General features: G+C 49.3%; 18 protein-coding genes. 5 read left to right on the forward strand and 13 right to left on the reverse strand.

Annotated features, from left to right (window positions below; translation table 11 throughout):
- The first annotated feature begins 232 nt into the window (after nt 1-232).
- Nucleotides 233-787, forward strand: a complete 555-nt coding sequence (locus DX130_RS15210; RefSeq protein ID WP_133297934.1) for a hypothetical protein — start codon at nt 233-235, stop codon at nt 785-787.
- Nucleotides 788-822: 35 nt separating this feature from the next.
- Here the strand turns inward: DX130_RS15210 and DX130_RS15215 are convergent, their stop codons facing one another.
- Complete coding sequence (locus tag DX130_RS15215) at nt 823-1,272, reverse strand: hypothetical protein (RefSeq protein ID WP_206098826.1); 450 nt, start codon at nt 1,270-1,272, stop codon at nt 823-825.
- 305 nt (nt 1,273-1,577) lie between these two features.
- Between DX130_RS15215 and DX130_RS15220 the strand changes: the two genes are divergently transcribed.
- Nucleotides 1,578-3,161, forward strand: coding sequence for a class I adenylate-forming enzyme family protein (locus tag DX130_RS15220; protein ID WP_165861301.1), 1,584 nt, complete (start codon nt 1,578-1,580; stop codon nt 3,159-3,161).
- A 118-nt stretch (nt 3,162-3,279) separates the two neighbouring features.
- On the opposite strand, the gene DX130_RS15225 is transcribed toward DX130_RS15220, so the two are convergent.
- The 3 genes from DX130_RS15225 to DX130_RS15235 form a co-directional block, all read right to left on the reverse strand.
- Nucleotides 3,280-4,389: a threonine aldolase family protein gene (locus tag DX130_RS15225; protein ID WP_116046761.1), complete on the reverse strand. Its 1,110-nt coding sequence runs from the start codon at nt 4,387-4,389 to the stop codon at nt 3,280-3,282.
- Between the two features lie 70 nt (nt 4,390-4,459).
- Complete coding sequence (locus DX130_RS15230) at nt 4,460-4,858, reverse strand: ribosomal maturation YjgA family protein (protein WP_116046763.1); 399 nt, start codon at nt 4,856-4,858, stop codon at nt 4,460-4,462.
- A gap of 39 nt (nt 4,859-4,897) precedes the next feature.
- Entirely contained in the window at nt 4,898-5,872 is a 975-nt protein-coding gene (locus tag DX130_RS15235; RefSeq protein ID WP_116046765.1) for a phosphotransferase enzyme family protein, read from the reverse strand.
- A gap of 267 nt (nt 5,873-6,139) precedes the next feature.
- Between DX130_RS15235 and DX130_RS26955 the strand changes: the two genes are divergently transcribed.
- Complete coding sequence (locus DX130_RS26955; protein WP_276310897.1) at nt 6,140-6,298, forward strand: TetR family transcriptional regulator; 159 nt, start codon at nt 6,140-6,142, stop codon at nt 6,296-6,298.
- Nucleotides 6,299-6,338: 40 nt separating this feature from the next.
- Here the strand turns inward: DX130_RS26955 and DX130_RS15245 are convergent, their stop codons facing one another.
- From DX130_RS15245 to DX130_RS15255, 3 genes are all read right to left on the reverse strand, one after another.
- Nucleotides 6,339-7,073: a class I SAM-dependent methyltransferase gene (locus tag DX130_RS15245; RefSeq protein ID WP_116046767.1), complete on the reverse strand. Its 735-nt coding sequence runs from the start codon at nt 7,071-7,073 to the stop codon at nt 6,339-6,341.
- Between the two features lie 37 nt (nt 7,074-7,110).
- Nucleotides 7,111-7,698, reverse strand: a complete 588-nt coding sequence (locus DX130_RS15250) for a GNAT family N-acetyltransferase (RefSeq protein ID WP_116046769.1) — start codon at nt 7,696-7,698, stop codon at nt 7,111-7,113.
- 122 nt (nt 7,699-7,820) lie between these two features.
- Complete coding sequence (locus DX130_RS15255; protein WP_116046771.1) at nt 7,821-11,282, reverse strand: choice-of-anchor I family protein; 3,462 nt, start codon at nt 11,280-11,282, stop codon at nt 7,821-7,823.
- Between the two features lie 197 nt (nt 11,283-11,479).
- Here DX130_RS15255 and DX130_RS15260 point away from each other — a divergent pair, with 197 nt between their 5' ends.
- Entirely contained in the window at nt 11,480-11,980 is a 501-nt protein-coding gene (locus DX130_RS15260) for a DUF2062 domain-containing protein (RefSeq protein WP_116046772.1), read from the forward strand.
- Between the two features lie 34 nt (nt 11,981-12,014).
- On the opposite strand, the gene DX130_RS15265 is transcribed toward DX130_RS15260, so the two are convergent.
- Together DX130_RS15265 and DX130_RS15270 are read right to left on the reverse strand one after the other, a co-directional pair.
- Nucleotides 12,015-12,668 (reverse strand): response regulator, encoded by a 654-nt coding sequence (locus DX130_RS15265; RefSeq protein WP_116046774.1) that lies wholly within the window; start codon nt 12,666-12,668, stop codon nt 12,015-12,017.
- Nucleotides 12,669-12,686: 18 nt separating this feature from the next.
- Nucleotides 12,687-13,655 carry a sensor histidine kinase gene (locus DX130_RS15270; protein WP_165861302.1) on the reverse strand — a complete coding sequence of 323 codons (969 nt, stop codon included), beginning with the start codon at nt 13,653-13,655 and terminating at the stop codon, nt 12,687-12,689.
- Between the two features lie 371 nt (nt 13,656-14,026).
- On the opposite strand from DX130_RS15270, the gene DX130_RS15275 reads away from it, so the two are divergent.
- Nucleotides 14,027-14,806 carry a CPBP family intramembrane glutamic endopeptidase gene (locus DX130_RS15275; RefSeq protein WP_116046778.1) on the forward strand — a complete coding sequence of 260 codons (780 nt, stop codon included), beginning with the start codon at nt 14,027-14,029 and terminating at the stop codon, nt 14,804-14,806.
- A gap of 65 nt (nt 14,807-14,871) precedes the next feature.
- Here the strand turns inward: DX130_RS15275 and DX130_RS15280 are convergent, their stop codons facing one another.
- The 4 genes from DX130_RS15280 to DX130_RS15295 all read right to left on the reverse strand — a co-directional run bounded on the left by DX130_RS15280 (nt 14,872) and on the right by DX130_RS15295 (nt 19,209).
- Nucleotides 14,872-15,723, reverse strand: a complete 852-nt coding sequence (locus DX130_RS15280) for an AraC family transcriptional regulator (protein ID WP_116046779.1) — start codon at nt 15,721-15,723, stop codon at nt 14,872-14,874.
- Nucleotides 15,724-15,894: 171 nt separating this feature from the next.
- Nucleotides 15,895-16,434: a DUF6199 family natural product biosynthesis protein gene (locus tag DX130_RS15285; RefSeq protein WP_116046780.1), complete on the reverse strand. Its 540-nt coding sequence runs from the start codon at nt 16,432-16,434 to the stop codon at nt 15,895-15,897.
- Between the two features lie 88 nt (nt 16,435-16,522).
- Nucleotides 16,523-16,861, reverse strand: coding sequence for a VOC family protein (locus DX130_RS15290; RefSeq protein WP_116046781.1), 339 nt, complete (start codon nt 16,859-16,861; stop codon nt 16,523-16,525).
- A gap of 242 nt (nt 16,862-17,103) precedes the next feature.
- The gene (locus tag DX130_RS15295) at nt 17,104-19,209 is read right to left on the reverse strand and encodes an asparaginase domain-containing protein (RefSeq protein ID WP_116046783.1); all 2,106 of its coding nucleotides are present in this window, start codon (nt 19,207-19,209) and stop codon (nt 17,104-17,106) included.
- Between the last annotated feature and the right edge of the window lie 8 nt (nt 19,210-19,217).

The following is a 19,217-nucleotide window of genomic DNA, read 5'->3' on the forward strand; positions in this document are numbered from 1 at the left end:
GATTTAAGACAGAACTGGACAGCTGCCCTGTAGCAGCTGTCCAGTTCTGTCTACTCTAGCGACAATTAAATTTGAAGCTATGTTATACTAAACGTTACATAATAGGTATAAAGTCTATCAAAAGGAGTGTAGTACCATTACCAACCTGTCCTTTTTAAGCAAAATAATAATGTATGTCCTTGTTTTTTTCGTTTGCTTTTTTTTAATCTCGCTAGGTATGCCTAAGTTCTACGTGTTCATAATTGTATTCGTGCTTGTCTTCTCCTCCTTTGCTCCTTACTTTTATTCGCTCTTGCGAGAGACCCGCATTAATCGGCTAGAGCAGTTTTTAATCAAGCAACAAAAAAATCCGAATCTTTATCTCTGTTATTTGATGGCCAACAATCGAACGACTGAGGCAGAAGCTCTGCTGGAGAAGCTGCTTGCCAAACATAAAAACCCGACTCGGAAGGCACTCTATACCGCCATGTACGCTGTGCATCAAAAAAATACGGCAGCTATCCGAAACGTTCTGACCGATCTTCCCGCGGGTCAATTCCGATCCTATTACGAAGCGGTCGTGTGCGTCTGGGAAGGCAATCTAGAGGAAGCGAGCCGCTTGACTGCAACTCTATCCAAGCCTTGGATGAGAGACATTGTACTCTCGGAAATCGAGCTTAGCAAGGGTAATCGGCATGAGGCCATTGCATATGCCCGTCAAGCTTGGCTAGCTTGCCGCGGTCTACAGCGCTATGTCTCTTACAAGACTTATGAACGCGATCTGCCGGAAGCACTTACCGGCTCTTAGAACACCAACAACCGCCTGACTCCAGGCGGTTGTTGCTATTCTATAGGAAATGCAGGCCTGCCTTGCTTCTGTCTCCGGTTCAACCAAAACCCCAATGATACAGGCAATGCAAGATAGAACGGATAAGCAATCGTCATGGCGATAATGATCAGTCCCGTAACAGGAGCAGGATGATCTCCCTGATACGTCATAGGAAATAGTTGCGCGAACAGGGAGACGAACAGCACAAAATAAGGAATCCATAAGAGCAGCGACCAATAACACGCAACTCTGCCGTCTAGCCATTTCCATACGATAAAGGCCCCTAAGATTGGCACTATTGCAGCTACCCCGATATTGATCCGATCCACGCTGCTGACAACCGTGCCAAGCTCCCACTCCCATACTCTGCTTATTCGATAAACGTTCACCATCAGCTCCGCGCATAGAAATAACAACAAGCCGAATATAGCGCTTACCAGATTCAACTTCCAGAAATACTTCATTTGCTTCTCCCTTCTTCTGCTCAGCAGCAATCTCCTATAGTCGTCTAGTTCTACAAAGTTTTGGAGGTAATGTTTATACAACGTAGGACGATGTGAAATGGTTGCCGAAAATTCCATCTTTACCCCTTTTACTACTCCAGATGTGCAGTAAGCGGACCCGCCCTCCACTCTGTTTTTAACCATTTATAAAGAAATGTTCCGCTTTAGATAAGCAAAAGTGATTAGCTTCCTCACATGATGCGTGATACGTTCAAATTGCCTAGTATAACTATGCAAATAATATGAATAATTTGGAGGGGTTCCCTATGTTGTTATCCCGCATCCTGCCAGTCAGCGCCGGACTGCAGCCAGATCGTATTGCGATGAAACGCGGTGATGAGACGCTTACCTATGGGCAGATATGGCTTCATACCCGCTGTGCAGCCCACGCCCTGCGCGAGCTCGGCATCGGTCCCGGAGACCGCGTCGCCTTAATCGGCCATCCCTCGCCTCTGCTTGCCGTCGCAGAGCTTGCAGTCGTCACGATTGGCGCCATTCCTGTCACTCTCTTCCCCGGCCTAGCGCCATCGGAGCTTATTCAGATGCTTCAGGATGCGAAGCCTCGTGCCGTTATTCATGATGAGAGCCACGTCGACATTCATCCAATTTTCGCTGACATTGGTGACGCGGATCGCGATATCCTCTCCATTAGCTGCCGATCGGGCAAGGCTCCTTACTCCATAGAGGGCTTTATCGAGAGCCAGCCTCCACTCGAGGATGTTCATGAGGCGTTGCCGGACGACGTCGCCATCATCATCTATACAGGTGGAACGACGGGACGCTCCAAAGGGGTGATGCATTCGCATCGATCGATCAGCCGATGGTCTTTTCTACGCCCTGAGCTAGGGGGTGGGCACTATCCGACCAAAGTATCCATCGTCTACAATCAGGCACATCTGACCGGCCAGTTCGTTCTATGGACCACTCTTTACGATGGTGGCTGTCTGCTTTATCCCGAACGTTTCCCGCTTCGTGCAGAAGAGGTTGCCGATCTGATCGAACAAGAGCACATCCAATTTCTTGGCACGGTAGGCCTTCTATTCCGTGATCTGATCTATCTCGACGGCATGATGGCCCGCAACCTTCACTCCCTCCAAAGAATCTCCTGCGGCGGAGCTCCCATCAACGAAGCCACATTCCGCAAAGCAAAGGAAGTGTTCCCCAACACTCAGCTGACCGAAGTCTACTCGCAGACTGAAAGCGGCCAATTTATCAGCTTCCTGTCCGTGGATCAATGCTTCGAAGAAGAGAAGCCGCATCGGCTGCAATCCGTTGGAAGACCGTCTGATCTGGCGTACTGGGGCCAGACGCCTTTCCAGGTTCGAATTGTGAATGAGTTCGGAAAAGAGCTGCCGCAAGGCGAAGCAGGGGAAATCGTATGCAAGGGTGAAGGCATGATGCTTGGCTATTGGAACAATCGGGAGGAGACGGACAAAGCAATCAGGAATGGATGGCTGTATACCGGAGACGTTGGCTACTTCGACGAGGATGGCTTTCTCTATTTGACGGATCGAAAAAAAGACATCATTATCCTTAACGCCTCCAATGTATACGGTTCAGAGGTTGAGAGTGCTCTCGGATCGCACCCTAATATTAGTGAGCTCGCTGTCATTGGAACACCTCTGCATGAAGAAGGCGAGGAGGTTACGGCCGTTATCGTCATGCGTGACCCGTCGACCTCTATCGAGTTGGAGGAGCTGCGATGCTATGGCTCAGGAAGATTGGCCGAGTACAAGCTGCCTACTCGCCTAGTTATCGTGGAGCAGTTCCCCCGTACTCCGGTAGGCAAGATCGACAAAGCCGCCATTCGCAGACCCTACTGGCAAGGGAGAACACGTATGATTCAATAATCATCAATGCAACGCGATCCCCTTCCTCCATCCCATGCCAAAAAGACAGCGCCCCAACCAAATGTCGGGGCGCTGCCTTAAAGGGGCTAAAGCTTGTATTTAAGCCTTCACATCGGCCTTATTTTGGATCTTCGCTTGCTTCGCCTTTAAGCCATTCATTCAAAAGCCGGAATGCTTCCTCCAGCTTGGCCTTCGGAGCATCAGCATAACGATCCCCAATACTTACTTCGAAATAAACACCGCCTGCCTTATGTTCGCGTATCGTGCTAACCAAGCCAACTCCAGTCTCCTGCGATACCTGGATAAAGGCTGCTTCCAGTTGTTCCTTCTTCAAGTCGGAATGAACATGGAACATGTTCGATACTGGCACTTCCGGCCTCACACGAAGAGCGTCGCTTGTTCGATACAATCCCGCAAGCTCGACAGCATCCCGGTAATATCGCTCCATACGCGGCAATCGCTGCTTTAAATAATAATCAGCAACAACAATATACGGATATAAGCTGATCAAATCGCCGCCATGCCTTCTCTTCCATATTTTCGACTGCTTTATGAAGCTTTTGTCTCCCGCGAGCACGGCGCCCGCGATTCCTCCGATTCCTTTGTAGACCGAGATATAGACGCTGTCGAACAATGCACATACTTCCGCGGCAGACTTGCCGTAATAGGGCAGCACTTCGAGCAGTCTGGCACCGTCCAGATGAAGCTTGATGCCTCGTTCCCTGCAGTAAGCCGACATCGCTTCAAGCTCCTCGTATTCCGGCAATTGGCCGCCGATCTCCCGCTGCGGCAGCTCCAGCAGCACGGCGGAGATATCTTCAGGCAATCCATGAAGATCACGAAGCAAGACAGGACGGTTCTCGTCCGCCAATAGCAACGGCTCCAGATGATGAAGCTCCTTCGGCCCGTCTTCCTCATGGATTTCGAGATGACTTAGCGGATGATAGCCAATCTTCCTTGAGCCCTTCTCATCGCTCCATATCCGCAGAGCAATCTGCTGCGCCATCGTGCCGCTTGGGAAAAACACCGCCGCTTCCTTGCCCAGAAGCTTCGCCATCCGATCCTGGAATTGCTCAATCACCTTGCCCGAACCGTACGTATCGCCGTCCAAGGAGTCGTCTATGTTCGCGAACGCCTCTTTCAACACTTGCGCATTCCGTTTCCCGTGTCCAATGAGCGGATAGTTCGATTGATTATATGCCGTGAATAACGTCAACGTCTTCTCCATGATGTTGTCCTTCTTTCGCATGATATGTATGTATGATAGCAACGCAGCCCTACATGTGCAAACTTCTTCCTTACGACCTTCCCCTACTGGAGTGAGCCCATCGATCAGCAGCATACACAACCCATATGCCGACAACGTATCTGATCAAATCCACGAACAGGAACCCTCTGCCTAATATAAGTCCGCCTAGTCTTGTCTCTCTAACTGCTTGAATCCAGTCGGCCTGATACAACTGGCTTAACTCAATAGCGAAGCAAAAGCCAATGCTGCATGCTACTGCCCATTCCAGCCTTCTATGTGTGCCTAATACACGAAACCCACCATAGATCATAGCTGCCCACAGCGCATCACCGGCATGCAGCGCCACAAATTCCGGCAGATAGCCCGCCCACTCCCTTGTAGCAAGTCCGGCAGCAAGTATAAGGACGGTCACCCCAGCGTAGACCAACCTGTTTTTAATAGAACTCATATGCGTAACCCCTTCCAATGATTGGGACGCAGATTCCCTTTATTCCCAAAATGGTATCCCTGAGTACAGGAACGGCTCATCTTGAATATATCGGGTGCACTCTCTGGACGCAAGCTTGGAGAGATGTTCTGGCACCCAAGACGTTGCGTCCGGCAGGCCGAGCCAGAAATTCAACGTACTAAGCTGTGCCATCACAAAACAAGCCTCAAGGAGTCGTTCATAATTTGGCGGAAGAGAGAATTGCTCCGAATAGGCATCCACCAGCGAACCTCGATGCATAGGATGTATGAAAGAAAACGACCATGCCAAATCGTATAGAAAATAACCCGGCCCGCATGCGCCAAAATCAATCGGACGACATTCCTGACCATGAAACAAGAAATTGCTTGGTATAAGATCGCCGTGAATCATTCCCCAATGCTCTGCCGTCCGCTCCACATGATGCAGGATGTCCTGTGCCCTTTCACTCGCTCGAACGAGCAGATTGAAGATGTCCTCACTTAATAACCCCGTTTCTACCCATGGCTCCACTTTCCCCAGCGCTTCCATCATCGCTTGGCTATCTGATTCTGGACGAACAAAGGCTGCAGGCGGCTGCCAGACGGAGGCCTGCTTATGCAGCTTCCCCATCATGATGCCAACTAATCTTGCATCGTCGGCAGAAGGAACAAACGGCTTTTGCTCTCCCTCGACCCAACATAGCAAGGAGCACGGCATGCCGTCAACATCCGTAATGTACTCACCCCTAGAATTCTTATTGGGAACTGGAAGCACCAGATCCGTTCCTTCAGCCAATGCTTGAAGCCACAACATCTCCGAACGAATAACATCAGGATCGGACCAATAACTTTCCAGCGTATCGCTTTTAGACTGATGAAGCCTTAAGCTGTATACCGCTCCACTTTTATCGGTCACTTTATAAATCATGCTGGCGCTTTGCGCGATAGCTTCTAATGACTCGACATCTACTCCGTAATGGGATAACGCTCTATTCGCGATTCCAGACCAATCCATCAATAAACTCCCCATTCTTTTCGTTTCATTTTCTTCATCATAGCAGAGCGCTACATCATTTTTTGGTAGAAAATACCTATATAAGAAGTTTCACAACTCATTGTATTTTCGACGCTTATTGTCAGAGAAATAGGAGTAGAATCTATATGCTTAACAGATCAGTACAAAATAGATATGCTGGCAGTATGTACGCAGAATGCAAAGATAGGGAAGAGAAATTTTGATAAGTAAAGCGGGCGACCTCGGGAATTTAAGGACGTAGCTATCATCGATACGGCAATAGAGGCACTCTGGTCCAATGGCTACGAAGCCTGCTCCACGGAGGCTCTTTGCAAGAAACGGGACTTGGCCCAAGACAGCCTATACAATGCCTTCGGCAGCGAGCATGATCAAGCTATGCTTACTTCGGATGACTGCCCCTTGTAATTGAAAAAGGCCGCAATATGCGGCCTTTGCTTTATCTGTTTCACGCCTTAACTGCTGCAATAAGCAGAAAAATCGGCCGCCGGGCCTCATCCTTCATCTCCGGATACTGCAGCAGCACTTCTTCGGTCGGCTGCGGCTCCGCAACCCTCGTAATGACAAATCCGGCATCGATTATATGATTCATAATCGTCGCAACGGTCCTGTGGTACTTTACGACATCATGGCCCAAAAACCTAGCCACTCTCATTCCCTCTTCCTGATAGCCGTCAACCGGCCAGTGGAGCCGTTCCCCCTCCGGTCCGTAATGCCAATCCTGTTCCGCGCGAGCCGTAAAGACGGGATGTTCCACGGAGAAGATGAATGCTCCGCCATGCGCCAGACTATGATAGACCTTCCGGCAAGTCAGCTCGAACGATTCGACATAATGAAGCGCAAGCGAGCTCAGAATAACGTCAAATTGCCCTTCTTCAGAGTCGAAATCCTCGATGGCCAATCGGCGGTACTCGATATGCGGGTCGTCGGTCATCTCTCTGGCGCGCTTCAGCATATTGTCAGACAGATCAACGCCAACTACACTCTTTGCTCCCATCTCCATCGCATAGCGGCAATGCCAGCCATAACCGCAGCCGAGATCCAGCACTCGTTGGCCCTGAAGATCAGGCAGCATCCCTCGCAGTACAGGCCACTCCCCCGCTGCATCCAGTCCGCCCACCGATCGCGCCATTCCACTATATTGATCAAAAAAACCTTGATCGTCGTATTTGTTTTGTTTCATCAGCGTCGTTCCTTTCCGCTTGTGAGTCACTCTTGCGTTATTGGAATTCCACGCCGCGTACCTTGGCATAGATTCGTGTATGGCTTAACATCCCATAGACATCGCACTTCTCATTGCGTAATGTGCCCTCCAGCGTATAGCCGAGCCGTTCTGCGACATGGATGCTTCTCTCATTGCGTGAATCGATACGAATCTCAATTCGGTTGGCTTGCAGCTCTTGAATAGCAAACTCCGCTATACGTTCTACCGCTTCCGTCATATAGCCTTGTCCACTATGCGGCGTATTCAGCCAGTAGCCAATTTCAAACTTACGAGCCTGCCAATCGATGCGGAGAAGACCGCTGCTCCCGATGAATTGCCCCGTTTCCTTATGAATCAGATACATCCTGAGGTCGGAACGCTCCAAGTAGTGGATTCGCCCTTCCCGTGAAATCACTTCCGATTGCTCCTCCGTTGGCACATGGCGCGCCCATGGCATCCATGGACGCAGCTCGTCGATGCTCCCTTGCACAGCCGCGTTAACCATTGGGCCGTCATTCAGCAGCGGGGCCCGTATGATGAGTCGTTTGCTTTCGATACGTTCAGGAATGGCCAGAAGAATAGGATTAGTCGAATGGGTATCCATGGAACTCCTCCCTATTAAAAGAATTCCAATTACTATAGCGCACGTGCTTGCGGCTTTCAAGAACAATTTGTCACAACGCAAAAAACCGGAAGCCTATTCGCTTCCGGTTCTTCTCATGCCTCTTATTTCACGAAGAAGGATACGATCTTCGCAATTTCCGCTCTAGAAATGGACTGCTTCGGATTCAGCTTGCCGCTCGCATTGCCTTCCAGCACGCCCCCTTGCGTCAGCGCCTTAACGGCTTCAACCGCCCAAGCCGACACATCCGCTTCATCGGTATATTCCGCACTTGGCCCGGCCTTAACATCCAGCTTATCCTTCAGCGCACGGTACAGCAGAACGAATGCTTGTTCACGCGTAATTTCGCTTCCTGGGCGGAAGCTTCCATCCGGGAAGCCGGATATAATGCCCGCTGCGCTCAAGCTGCGAACATCAGCGCTATACCAGGCTTGGTTCGGTACGTCCTGGAATATCGCTTCCGCCTGCTGCGGCTTGAGGCCAAGCAGTCTGTTCAGAACGGCCGCATATTCCGCTCTGGTCATCTTCTGATCCGGCTGGAAGCTGCCATCCGGCTTGCCCAGCAAGATGCCTGCCTTAGCCAGCTTGCCGATAGCATCCTTCGCCCAATGTCCACTCACATCTGTAAAGACCGGCGTCTCCGGTGTTGGCTCTGGAGTCGGCTCAGGCGTTGGTTCCGGTGTTGGCTCCGGACTTGGCGTGCTGCCTCCCCCGCTGCTTGCGGATACCGTCACCGTTGCTTCCGCGCTGCCATATCCATCAGCGCTGATTGCCGTAATGACCGCTTTGCCTGCTCGGAGCGGACGGATTGTACCGTTTGCATCCACCTTCGCAACCGTTTCATCGGAGCTGGACCATGTGGCGGTCGCTTCACCGTCAGCCATCGGCTCTACCTTAGCAGTCAACTTAACCGCCGCGCCTCCTGCCGTTAAGGATACTGTCTTGCGGTCAAGACTTACCTTGGTAACCTCCAATTGGAAGATGCCTACCTTGCCGCCTACTTCAAAGGCGACAAGCAGGAGCGGCAAACCAGTTGGACTGAGCGATGCCGGAATAAACTCCAGTCCCTCTGGTCCGGTATCCGTATCCAGATTCACCTTACCGCTCTCATTCAGGAACACGCGTGAATTCGTATAATTCACGAATGATGGCGCTTGTGGATTCGTCACATCGTACGTCATAAAGCCGCCGACGCGTTCCAGACCGACAAAGGCCATAACCCGGTTGCCAACGATGCCTGTCTTAATATCCTCCGGCTCAGGTCCCTTTTTCGTGCTGCGGTCATCCATTGTAATCTTGCTGTTGCTGACATTAAAATAATCCGGCAGTCTCTGGCCCGTAATCGTTTCGAAATCACTGCCGCTGTCATAGACCAGTTCCATCGTATCCGCGTTCCATATGGAGAAGGAACGCCCGCCATACATATAGAGACCGTCATGCCCCATATCCGATACCACTTCTACACTGTCATACTTGCTAGTGCCATTCAGAAATTTGTAAGCTTCGGAATCCGGATTCAATAGACCCTTCATTGCTCCAATCGTGCTGGCATTCGTACGTCCCGGCCATTCCGTCGCATCGCCCTCGTTCGCCGTGAACAAATACGTCTGACCGTTAATCGTATGTGAAGCCATGCCGTCAGGCATGTAGATGCCGTGGAACGGCACGTTCTCCAGCAAGATCGCTCCGTCGCGCTGTACATCGAGAGCATTGGCTGCAAGACTGAAATCTTTAAGGCCAAGACCTTTTACCGCCTCTACTTTTTTGCTCTCAATATCGATTACAGCAATGGCGTTATTCTCTTGAAGAGCTACATACGCTTTTTTGTAGTCTTTGGATAATGCGATATACTCCGGCTCCAGATCGTAATACGCATCTTCCTTTGTGCCTTTGCTCTTAATGCGGCCGTCGGCAGGATCTGCCGCTCCGCGAATATGGACCAGATCGTCGATCACAGTCGGATCGTCAAAGTATACTTGAGTCGACTGTCCCGATTTCGTATCGACAATCGTAACGCTGCCCGGCGGGTCCTGCGTGCCAAGACGAGGCTCCGCTTCATCGGCAGTCATCACATAACGACCATCCGGCGTTGACTTGATCATATCCGGCTGAATACCGGCCGCATATTCCGCCATCAGATTGCCGTTATAATCCAGTGCAAGAATTTTCCCAGCTTTAAGGGGGTTCGCCTCTTGGACCGCGACATAGATACGCTTGGTCGTCGTATTAATATCGACGCTTGTCAAATCTCCGAATGTAAAACCATTCTTCTCAGCCAGCACCTGCACCAGAACGCTTTTTTCCTTCTGAAGCTTGCCAGTTGCATTGCCCAAGTTGACAATATCCAGACTTGGCGGATTCGCCGCGCCGTTCACCAAATAAAATCGGCCATTGTCGCTGTTGAACTTAACAATCTCGGCTACGCCGCCATCAGCGCTGAATTGTCCCACGGAATATTCACCGATTTTAGTGATTTCGAATTGATCTTCCACAACAGCACGATAGGGCTGTACGTTCAAAGTTATTTCCTTAGTCAGAACAGATGCCGGCGTATTGCCGTCTCTTACCGTAACAGCAACTGCAAAACTGCCAGTTGCTGCAGTAGTACCGCTAATCGCACCCTCCGCAGTTATCGTCAATCCTGCAGGCAGTCCTGCAGCTTCAAACCCGTATGGAGCTACGCCGCCCGCAGCCGTCACCGTGACGGAATAAGGTTGTCCGGCATAGGCCGTAGGAAGAGAAGTCGTCTCCAATGCAAGCGGATCAGGCATATTCGCCCAGTCGCCATCAGAGCCGTCGCGAGGACTAATAGCTGCCAACTCCACTCCGACAGCTGTCTCATAGTCAACCTGTTTGAAATCTGCTTTGTTATTGTCCGAATCCTTGAAATCGACGCGGCGCACCGCTTTTTTCTTGGAGGTTCCTTCCGCGGAGCCTGTCGGATACTCGGTCTCGAATCCGTCAATTGTGCTTCCCTTATCATTGCTCGCCGTACCCAGCATGTCGACGTAACCTTCCGGCTTCGACTGGAACGGATTGATGTCAAGCACATCATCCAGCGGCTGCTGGTTGCTCATTAGTACAACCTTCAACCCTTTATTGTTAATGTAGCGATCCCATTCCAAGTCGCCTTTGTCCGCGAGATCAAGCTTGGGGTTTGCAGAGCCGGTTGCCTTGCCTTTAACCAAATAAGACGACTTCGCTTTAATTACGCCCGTCAGATCAAGCTGCTGCCATCCCAGCGTCGGCCCTGTCTGTGCATTGCTTCCGCGATCCGCATAATGAAGCGACCAGCCGGAGAGATCGACATCTTGCTCTGTAGGGTTGAACAGCTCAATAAAACCATGCGACACGAGTACCCCTGAGTCCTCCGTGAGGCCTGCACCGTACACCTGATTGATGATGACATGCGGCACTTCTGAATTATAGAGGCTGCCTATTCCATATGGCGTACCGGGAATAGGATTCTCTCCCGGTTCCGCTGCCACGACTCCTGCCATAATAGAACCGACGGTCATCTGCGCGGCAAGCGCAAAGGTCAACACTTTTTTCGTCGTTCTGTTCACTCTGCAATCACTCCTAGCTATCGTTATTATTCTTTAGTCTAAGGAGCAACTATTTGTCCATTGTTATCGATTGGGTTAAACTATTGTAAATCCGTTAACAAAACGTTAATCAAAAATGAAAAACCGTATACGCCAGCCCGTCACTTCTGCTACACTACTACTAATATTCCACATCTTGTCTTCAAGGAGAAACCTATGTGCTGCATAAGCTGAAAAATTACTTGACCTATTACGGCATACGAATGCTGCGCATCAAAAAAGGCGATCATCGGATCGCCTTAGGCTTTGCAATCGGTTTTTTCCATTGCTGGTTTCCAACCTTCGGCATCGGTCTGCCGCTTTCGATTGGAATGGCACGTCTGGTTCGGGGCAATATGCCTTCAGCGATATTAGCTTCAACGCTCGGTTCCGTTCTGTGGCCGTTATTATTTTATTTGAACTATTGGACAGGCCATCTCATTACCGAATTGTTCACCTCGTCATCTTTCGATCTGGAGGATGTGATCAATGAACAGATGCCGGAGCCTGATTATGTAGAGACAGTCGGTCATTTCAAAGATATTAGCGATATCGGTCTGGATTTTCTAATCGGATCGATCATAAACAGCATCCTGTCTACGTTCATTCTATATGCAGTCTGCCGGATTCTTGTCAGACGCTATCGTGTTCCGTTGCTCAAGCTGCTTAGACGCAAATAAGCGGCATCCGCGCAGCTATCGTGTATAATCCGATTCAAATGCTCAGTTTTGTCTTAACAGCAAAGATAGCCGCCTGAGTTCGATCCCGGAATTGCATTTTGGACATCATATTGGAGATATGAATTTTCACTGTACCTTCCGAAATATACAGATGCTCCGCAATCTCCTTGTTGCTGCAGCCTTCACTAACCAGCTTGAGTACTTCCAGCTCTCTTTCCGTTAAAGTTCTCAATGCTGCTTGTGAAAGCTCGTCCGAATTAGCTCGTTCATTTTTCTTCAGCTCTGACATTAGCTGAGCCGTAATTGTTGGTTGAAGGACCACACCTCCCGCTTGCACGGTAGCAATTGCGCTTACGATCATCTCCGAAGGGGTCTCTTTCAACAAGTAACCGCTAGCCCCATGTTCAAGCGCCTTTGTCATATAATCCATGTCATTAAATGTAGTCAGGATCAACACCTGCGTGTTCCAAAACTCTTCTTTAATCAGTCTTGTCCCTTCCACACCGTCGACTATGGGCATCCGTATGTCCATAAGTACAACATCTGGCAGGCAATTTTTAACCATCTCATAAGCCTCTCGACCATTGCCTGCAGTCCCGACTACTTCAATGTTTGTCTCTAGCTGCAAAATGGTCGCGAGCCCTTCGCGCATCAGATGCTGATCGTCTACAACCAATACTTTGATCATTACCTTCACCTCCCCATCTCATTGTGCAATAGGAATTTGTATGGCAACCGTAAACCCTTGCCCTCTCTCACTGGTTATATCGATAGATCCCAATTGTCCTTCCACTCGTTCTCTCATGCTCCGCAGACCGAAGCCCTCTTCCACACGATCCGTGCCTACCCCATCATCTCGCAGCGTTATACGAAGAATCCCATCCGAATTGCATAGAGTAAGATCAAGCCGATGTGCATGACCGTGTTTTCTGGCATTGGTCATCGCCTCCTGAATGATTCGGAAGCAAGCTAACATAATGGTTGGCTGGATAGAATCCAGGCTGCCTTCTACCTTCATCTGAATGTTCATTCCCGATATGTCCGAGAAATCTTGAATAAAGGCTTGTATATTTTGTTCCATGGAGGCGGATATCCAAGCCTCGTCATTCATCGCTCTGACGGACAGCCTCAAATCCTGCAAAGTAGAACGTGCCAACAGCTCGCACTTCATGAGAACACTATCGCTTCTCTCAGGCTCGACTTCTCTTAATTTGCGCGCTGCTTGAAGTTGAATCAGTAATGAAGTTAGACTATGGCCCACATTGTCATGAATGTCTCGAGCGATTCGGTTTCGCTCATTCGTTGTAGCAAGAGCCTCAATCTCCTTCGAATAATGCAGCAATTGCTCGTTCAATCGAATCGTTTCATTGCGAGATTGCTGATAATGCCGCAAGAGGGCTCCCATGATGGATGTGTATAAAATAAACACGGTGAAAATAATGATATCGACAACATATACCGGTACGCCTTTGTACAATCCGAAAGAAGCAAAAATAATCCAATACATAAGCAGCAAAATAAAAAAACTAATCATAGCCCGGCGCGATCGAATTTTATAAAACATAGAAATGCCAACAGCAGCGATTAGTGCCTGTGAAGGCATGTTCGTATGTATAAAAACAAAACTATAGCTGCTGGCAGCCGCAAAATCTAATAAAGCAATAAGAGTAACCATCGTTGAGGATGCCACTCGCATGTATAAAAAATGATTTATCGTAAATAAAATCATGGTAGAGGCTACGAAAATTATGGTCCAATGATCCCATCGATGAACAAAATAAAAGAAGTAGATCAAACAAATCGTTAGTATGAATCCTAGTCGAAGATAATAGAGAGTGCGTTCGTAGATTGAAAAATCCGCAGAATGAGTCCTCACATTTCCCCTCCTTATGCTGTCCTCTTATTATAGCGTGTCTGATCTTTCTATACATATCACTTAAGTAATAGTTTGGATCTTTTAATCTATATCGAATGCCAGATGTGGCTTTCATCTTTTCTCCGGTATGATGATTGCAAACGAATTCCGGATAAAGGAGCTATGATCCTATGATTAAGAAAATAGTATTTTTTATTTTTTTGTATGCTTTAAGCATGCTGCCCTGGATACCTGTGTATATCGCTAAAAATCCAGTAGTCAAAGAAATCGCGTGGCTGCTTGGCGCTGTCTTCTCTCTCCCTCTGTTGCTTCTTCTTATTCGCAAATCCAAGATGATCCCATCCCATCAACTCTCCATGCGAGATCGGCCTTGGAAGCATCATATTGGTCCTGGCTTTATCATTGGCTTATCAGGATTCATCCTGTATTTTGGATTAAGATGGCTGCTAGGCGGTTTTATAGTCGAGAATACGCTGCCGCTAATGCAATTGATTCCAACCTTGCTCATGACTTTGATCTATACGCTCTATATCGCCATTACCGAAGAATTCATATACAGAGGATATCTGTTGTCTGCTATGCGTGAGGCCATGACATTATCACATGCTATTCTACTATCAATCGGGATCTTTTTACTGGGACATCTTCCGCAGGGGCATCATTTGCTCCATTCTCCATATGCCGTCCACATTGTCACGATGGGTCTGGTCTTCACCTATGCCTATCTATGCACAGGATCCATCTGGTTGGGAATCGGGATTCATTGGGGCTGGAATATGGGAGGATTCACCGAGGACCGAGTACTCATTCTGGACCATAAAACCATGAGCTCATGGGGAAACCCCCTGAGCTGGATTTATATAGCTGTGGATCTGCTTTTACTTCTAATGATTATGCAAAGATATGGACGAAACAAGAGACGTTCCTTCACGAACGATACGCCTTCGTAAGGATTGGATTGTACCCAATTGAAAAAGCCGGGGATAGCGTATCCCCGGCTAGTCAACGGCTGATCTTATTTTCTGGAGACCGGCACCCACAGCTCATTTTTATTCGCTTCTGGCGGCAAATACACTTCGATTGCAGGCAAGTTCCCAAGCTCAAACGCTGCGACGGGCAACCACTCCGTATATAGCCTCCGCCATAAGTCAGGAAGATGATCGGGGGGACCTTCTGCTTCGAAGACCACCCACGTGGATGCGGCAAAATCCCTCTTGACCATACCAGCCGGCGGTTCATGCTGCGAGGCAATCGATAAGATGTATAGAAACTCATCGTTCTGGCCCCAGGCGCCGTCCGCACAGACACCCAAAATGCCTCCTATTGGATGCTCGCTATCCCTGATCTGCCATAGATCGTCGAATAAGCCTTCTTCCCGCGCAACAGCCCATAAACCTGGTATCGTGTTGTAAGCCTGCTCCGTACTCACCATGGTCTGCTTGCCTACAATAGAAAACCGTCCTAACTCCTCGACTCTGTAATCCATCTCCTGCACTCCCTTTATCGTCATTTGGAAGGAGATTAGCGGATAGGCTTTAAGCTTGATTCCGACATTGCGCGCTTTCGTAGGCGTTGTGCCGTGCAGTTGCTGGAATGCCCGGGCGAAGGCTTCCGGTGATTCATAACCGTACTTCAAGGCAATATCGATCACTTTCTCATTGCCGTTCTGCAGATCGAACGCCGCAAGCGTCAATCTCCGCCTCCGAATGTATTCCGATAACGACACATCCGTCATATATGGAAACATACGCTGGAAATGATAGGTCGAGCAGTTCGCCACCTTGGCTGCCTCTCCATAATCAATCTCATCCATAATATGATCCTCTATATACGCAATTGCCTGATTCATTCGCTCAACCCAATCCATATACGTTCATCCTCCCCAAACTCAATATAAAGGTTTTTCGTAGACAGAGCCGTGCATTTCTTGCACCAAACTGCATGGCTTGGAGTTCCATTTTTTTCTTGGACGTAATCTCGATAACCTATAAATAAAACCTCCGAGCCTGCCTGCTCTTGGAGGCTCAGAGGTTTTAGACTACTCCTTTTCTATAATATTTGAGCTAATCCACGTCTCCAGTTCCCTGCTCTCGATTCGATACACATGATCCTCTCCGTTAGGATGAAGCTCAATGCCGCCGGTTGGCCCAAACAGAATGAGATCAACATTCTCGCCATCCTGGAAGGTAATGTTGCCGGAGCCGGAAGAACCATACGACATACTGCGATTAGAGCGTATGAGCGGCGCTCCTTTTATCATCTCTACGATTAAATCCTGCTCTTCGACTGTTATGCTCTGGCGATTAAAAGAGATCTTATTCACTTCTCCTGCTTCTATTTTCTGTTGGAATTGCTTTTCCCACTTGGTGTTCACAATTCCAGACGAACAACTCGACACGATAAGGATGAAGCCAACAATTACGCCTATAATGCCCGTTATCCGGTGCATGGTCAGTGCCGCATCGCTCGGCTCCGCATCCTTGATCTTCCAACCGATCGACATATACCAGGCCGATTGCGGAGATAAGGCAGCAACAGCGCTGAATAGAAGTAAAATAAATCCCATTAATCCATTCATGTGAAAATCCCCTTTGTCTCATCTATTGCTCTTCTTACGTACAGAGATAGGGAAATGTTCCATGTTTTCATTATTAATGCAAAGGTTATTATGCCATCACCTCTACGGTAAAACCTCCCGGTGCCTCCACATAAAACGTCCACGCATGTGCTCTTTGCGGCGGGTCAATGAGGAAGCCGTCATCTACCAGCCGACTGTATATCTCGTTTACTTTCTCCTCACTCTCCTGACTGAAACCAATATGGAACGTCGCCGGATACTTCACATCTTTTGCTTTCATTAAAGTTAACATCATTCCATTGTCGTCAAACAAAGCCGCGAAGGAACGCCCCCGCTCTCCACCCAGCTTAAGCCCAAAATATTGCATCAAAAAATCTCTAGCTGCCGATACATCCGTTACGGTAAGATTAATGTGATTCAGCTTCATTCTATCCACTCCTTAATCAGCCCTTCATTTACGTTCATCTTCATTATCTTACATTCATGCAAATGATAAGCTTTCAGTCAATATGATATATGATACGGGGAGGGAGCCGTCATATTACAATATCCTTCTACATTCCCTCTCGCACCTGTTGCTTCACTGGTAAAGAAGCGTTCTCGCATGACAAAGAGAGAGCCGTACATCGCACGACTCTCTCTTCCCCCTATAAAACTATGAACCATCCTCTAAGACTTCAACATACGAATCATGACCGTTATCGCTTCAGCTCTTGTAGCTGTTCCCTGCGGAGCAAAACGATTGTTCGAACGCCCTTGCACAATTCCTTTTGCAATCAACTCATTGACTGCGCCTTTAGCCCAAACAGGGATCGACGCATCGTCAGCAAATTCGGTAGCTGCGCCCGTCGCGGCGTTCAGCCCCATAGCTCTTCCAATCATGACCACCATCTCTGTCCGCGAAATGTTGCCGTCCGGCCGGAACGTCCCATCCGGATAGCCGCTAATAATGCCTAGCTTCACTGCTTGCGCAATAGCATTCTTCGCCCATACTCCAATAGAGTTTGCATCTGAGAAAGCCGGCGTTTCTCCGTCTCCTCCTTGCTTCATCGCTTTCATCAGCAGTACAGTGAATTCGGCACGGCTAACCGTTTTGTCCGGCTTAAAGCTGCCATCAGGATAACCCGATGTAATGCCAAGCGCGATCGCTTCCTTCACTAGGGCTTCCGACCAATGACCGGCTACGTCTGTGAACGATATAGGCTCTTCATGCCCGCCTCCATGTTCACCTGACTCGCCGCCACCCTGTTCTTCTCCGCCTGTCTCTCCAGGATCGGAAGGACTGCCAGGGGTTACCGATAGGGTAGAGAAACTGCCGCTTAATTTCACGCTCTTCATCCCCCGATTATCTACGGCAATTACATAGAAACCATAAGCCGTGCCGGAGTTTAAACCTGTTACACGGAAGGTGGTATGATCGGCAGTCAACTGTGCGATTGGACTTGTTCCGCTCGATTGATAGACTTCGTAACCAGCTACACCCCCATCGTCCAGTGCCTGTGGCCAGCTTAGCGTAATGCTGGAGCCTGAACGGGCTGTAGCGCTTAGCACGCTGTCGACCGGCCAGGCCGGAGCGCTGTTGTCCAGTGCGGTTACATCAACATCCTGCGTACCTACTGTCTCGAACCAGCCCTTCATTGTAGTGAAGTTATCTGTGAAGGCCAGCGACAGCATCAGCATAATTCGAGCATGCTGCGGATTCAGGTTGTCTCCAGCAATAATACCGTTGCCTCCGCTATAGATGGAGCCTGATCCCGTACGTGTCGTCGAGACGAACGTAACGCCTTTCTTGATCGCTTCCGAACGGGCAGCGCTCATCTTCGAGGAGATACCGCCAGCACCTGTGCCAGCTGTTACGATACCTTTCGCGCCATCCTCGACCAATGCCCGGATCGCTCCTCCACCAGCTTCCTGATAGTTATAGACGATCTCTACAAGCGGCAGTTCATCCTTTGAGATCGTTCTCAGATCGAACGGTGTAGCCCAATTCGCTTGACCCGCTTTCAACGCTCGCGCGTTCAGACGATAGATCCGAACTGCCGCATCGTCCACGTATCCCAACGCTCCAAGCATAGGCGTCTCGAACGTATCCATCCGGTGCGAATTGGATTTCGTCACCTCACGCGCTGCATGAATGACATCATTTAACATGATGACCGTGCCGTACCACTTGGTCTTGCCGCTGCTTGCGACTTTGATCGCCTGATACAGGTTGGCGGGACCATCCGTACCAATGACATCCCATGGACGCATAGCCCCTGTTACAACTACAGGCTTCTCGCTGCGAACGGTAAGATCAAGAAAATATGCAATTTCCTCCATCGTGTCGGTACCCGTCGTAACAACGGCGCTATCGTAGATTTCTAGCGCCGCATCCACCGCCAACGACAAATCGTATAGTTCCTTCATAGAATAACCGCCCGAGCCTTTGTTGCCGAATTGATAGGTTGCGACATCGGCGGTCTTATGTTTGGGCAATTGCGCTACTAATTCCGCCATCGGATAAGTGCCTGCGGCATAGCTTTGGAAATTCGTCTTGTCTCCGTTTCTAGCCGCCCCTGCCAACGTGCCGCCTGTAGCTACTACGATAACGTTAGGTAGCGGTGAGTTTTGATGCTCCTCCGACAAAGCCGGAATCGGAAAGGTCGGCAATACGGGAGTCTGCTCCTCGCCGAACGCTCTGTCCCCATAAAGAGGCAGCAAAGTAACGAGGAGGACAAGGGTCAGCAGCATTGCCAAAAGCCGCTTCATTGTCCTGCTGTTCGAGATCGTCATGTCGGCCA

The organism is Paenibacillus paeoniae (assembly GCF_003388735.1).
GTDB lineage: Bacteria > Bacillota > Bacilli > Paenibacillales > Paenibacillaceae > Pristimantibacillus > Pristimantibacillus paeoniae.

Excerpts from the sequence above, each read along its gene's own strand:
- DX130_RS15280 (WP_116046779.1), bottom strand. The coding sequence starts at position 15,723 with ATGGATTGGGTTGAGCGAATGAATCAGGCAATTGCGTATATAGAGGAT.
- DX130_RS15285 (WP_116046780.1), bottom strand. The coding sequence starts at position 16,434 with ATGAATGGATTAATGGGATTTATTTTACTTCTATTCAGCGCTGTTGCT.
- DX130_RS15235 (WP_116046765.1), bottom strand. The coding sequence starts at position 5,872 with ATGGATTGGTCTGGAATCGCGAATAGAGCGTTATCCCATTACGGAGTA.
- DX130_RS15250 (WP_116046769.1), bottom strand. The coding sequence starts at position 7,698 with ATGGATACCCATTCGACTAATCCTATTCTTCTGGCCATTCCTGAACGT.
- DX130_RS15270 (WP_165861302.1), bottom strand. The coding sequence starts at position 13,655 with ATGGTTACTCTTATTGCTTTATTAGATTTTGCGGCTGCCAGCAGCTAT.
- DX130_RS15295 (WP_116046783.1), bottom strand. The coding sequence starts at position 19,209 with ATGACGATCTCGAACAGCAGGACAATGAAGCGGCTTTTGGCAATGCTG.
- DX130_RS15225 (WP_116046761.1), bottom strand. The coding sequence starts at position 4,389 with ATGGAGAAGACGTTGACGTTATTCACGGCATATAATCAATCGAACTAT.
- DX130_RS15220 (WP_165861301.1), top strand. The coding sequence starts at position 1,578 with ATGTTGTTATCCCGCATCCTGCCAGTCAGCGCCGGACTGCAGCCAGAT.
- DX130_RS15275 (WP_116046778.1), top strand. The coding sequence starts at position 14,027 with ATGATTAAGAAAATAGTATTTTTTATTTTTTTGTATGCTTTAAGCATG.
- DX130_RS15230 (WP_116046763.1), bottom strand. The coding sequence starts at position 4,858 with ATGAGTTCTATTAAAAACAGGTTGGTCTACGCTGGGGTGACCGTCCTT.
- DX130_RS15245 (WP_116046767.1), bottom strand. The coding sequence starts at position 7,073 with ATGAAACAAAACAAATACGACGATCAAGGTTTTTTTGATCAATATAGT.
- DX130_RS15265 (WP_116046774.1), bottom strand. The coding sequence starts at position 12,668 with ATGATCAAAGTATTGGTTGTAGACGATCAGCATCTGATGCGCGAAGGG.
- DX130_RS15290 (WP_116046781.1), bottom strand. The coding sequence starts at position 16,861 with ATGAAGCTGAATCACATTAATCTTACCGTAACGGATGTATCGGCAGCT.
- DX130_RS15215 (WP_206098826.1), bottom strand. The coding sequence starts at position 1,272 with ATGAAGTATTTCTGGAAGTTGAATCTGGTAAGCGCTATATTCGGCTTG.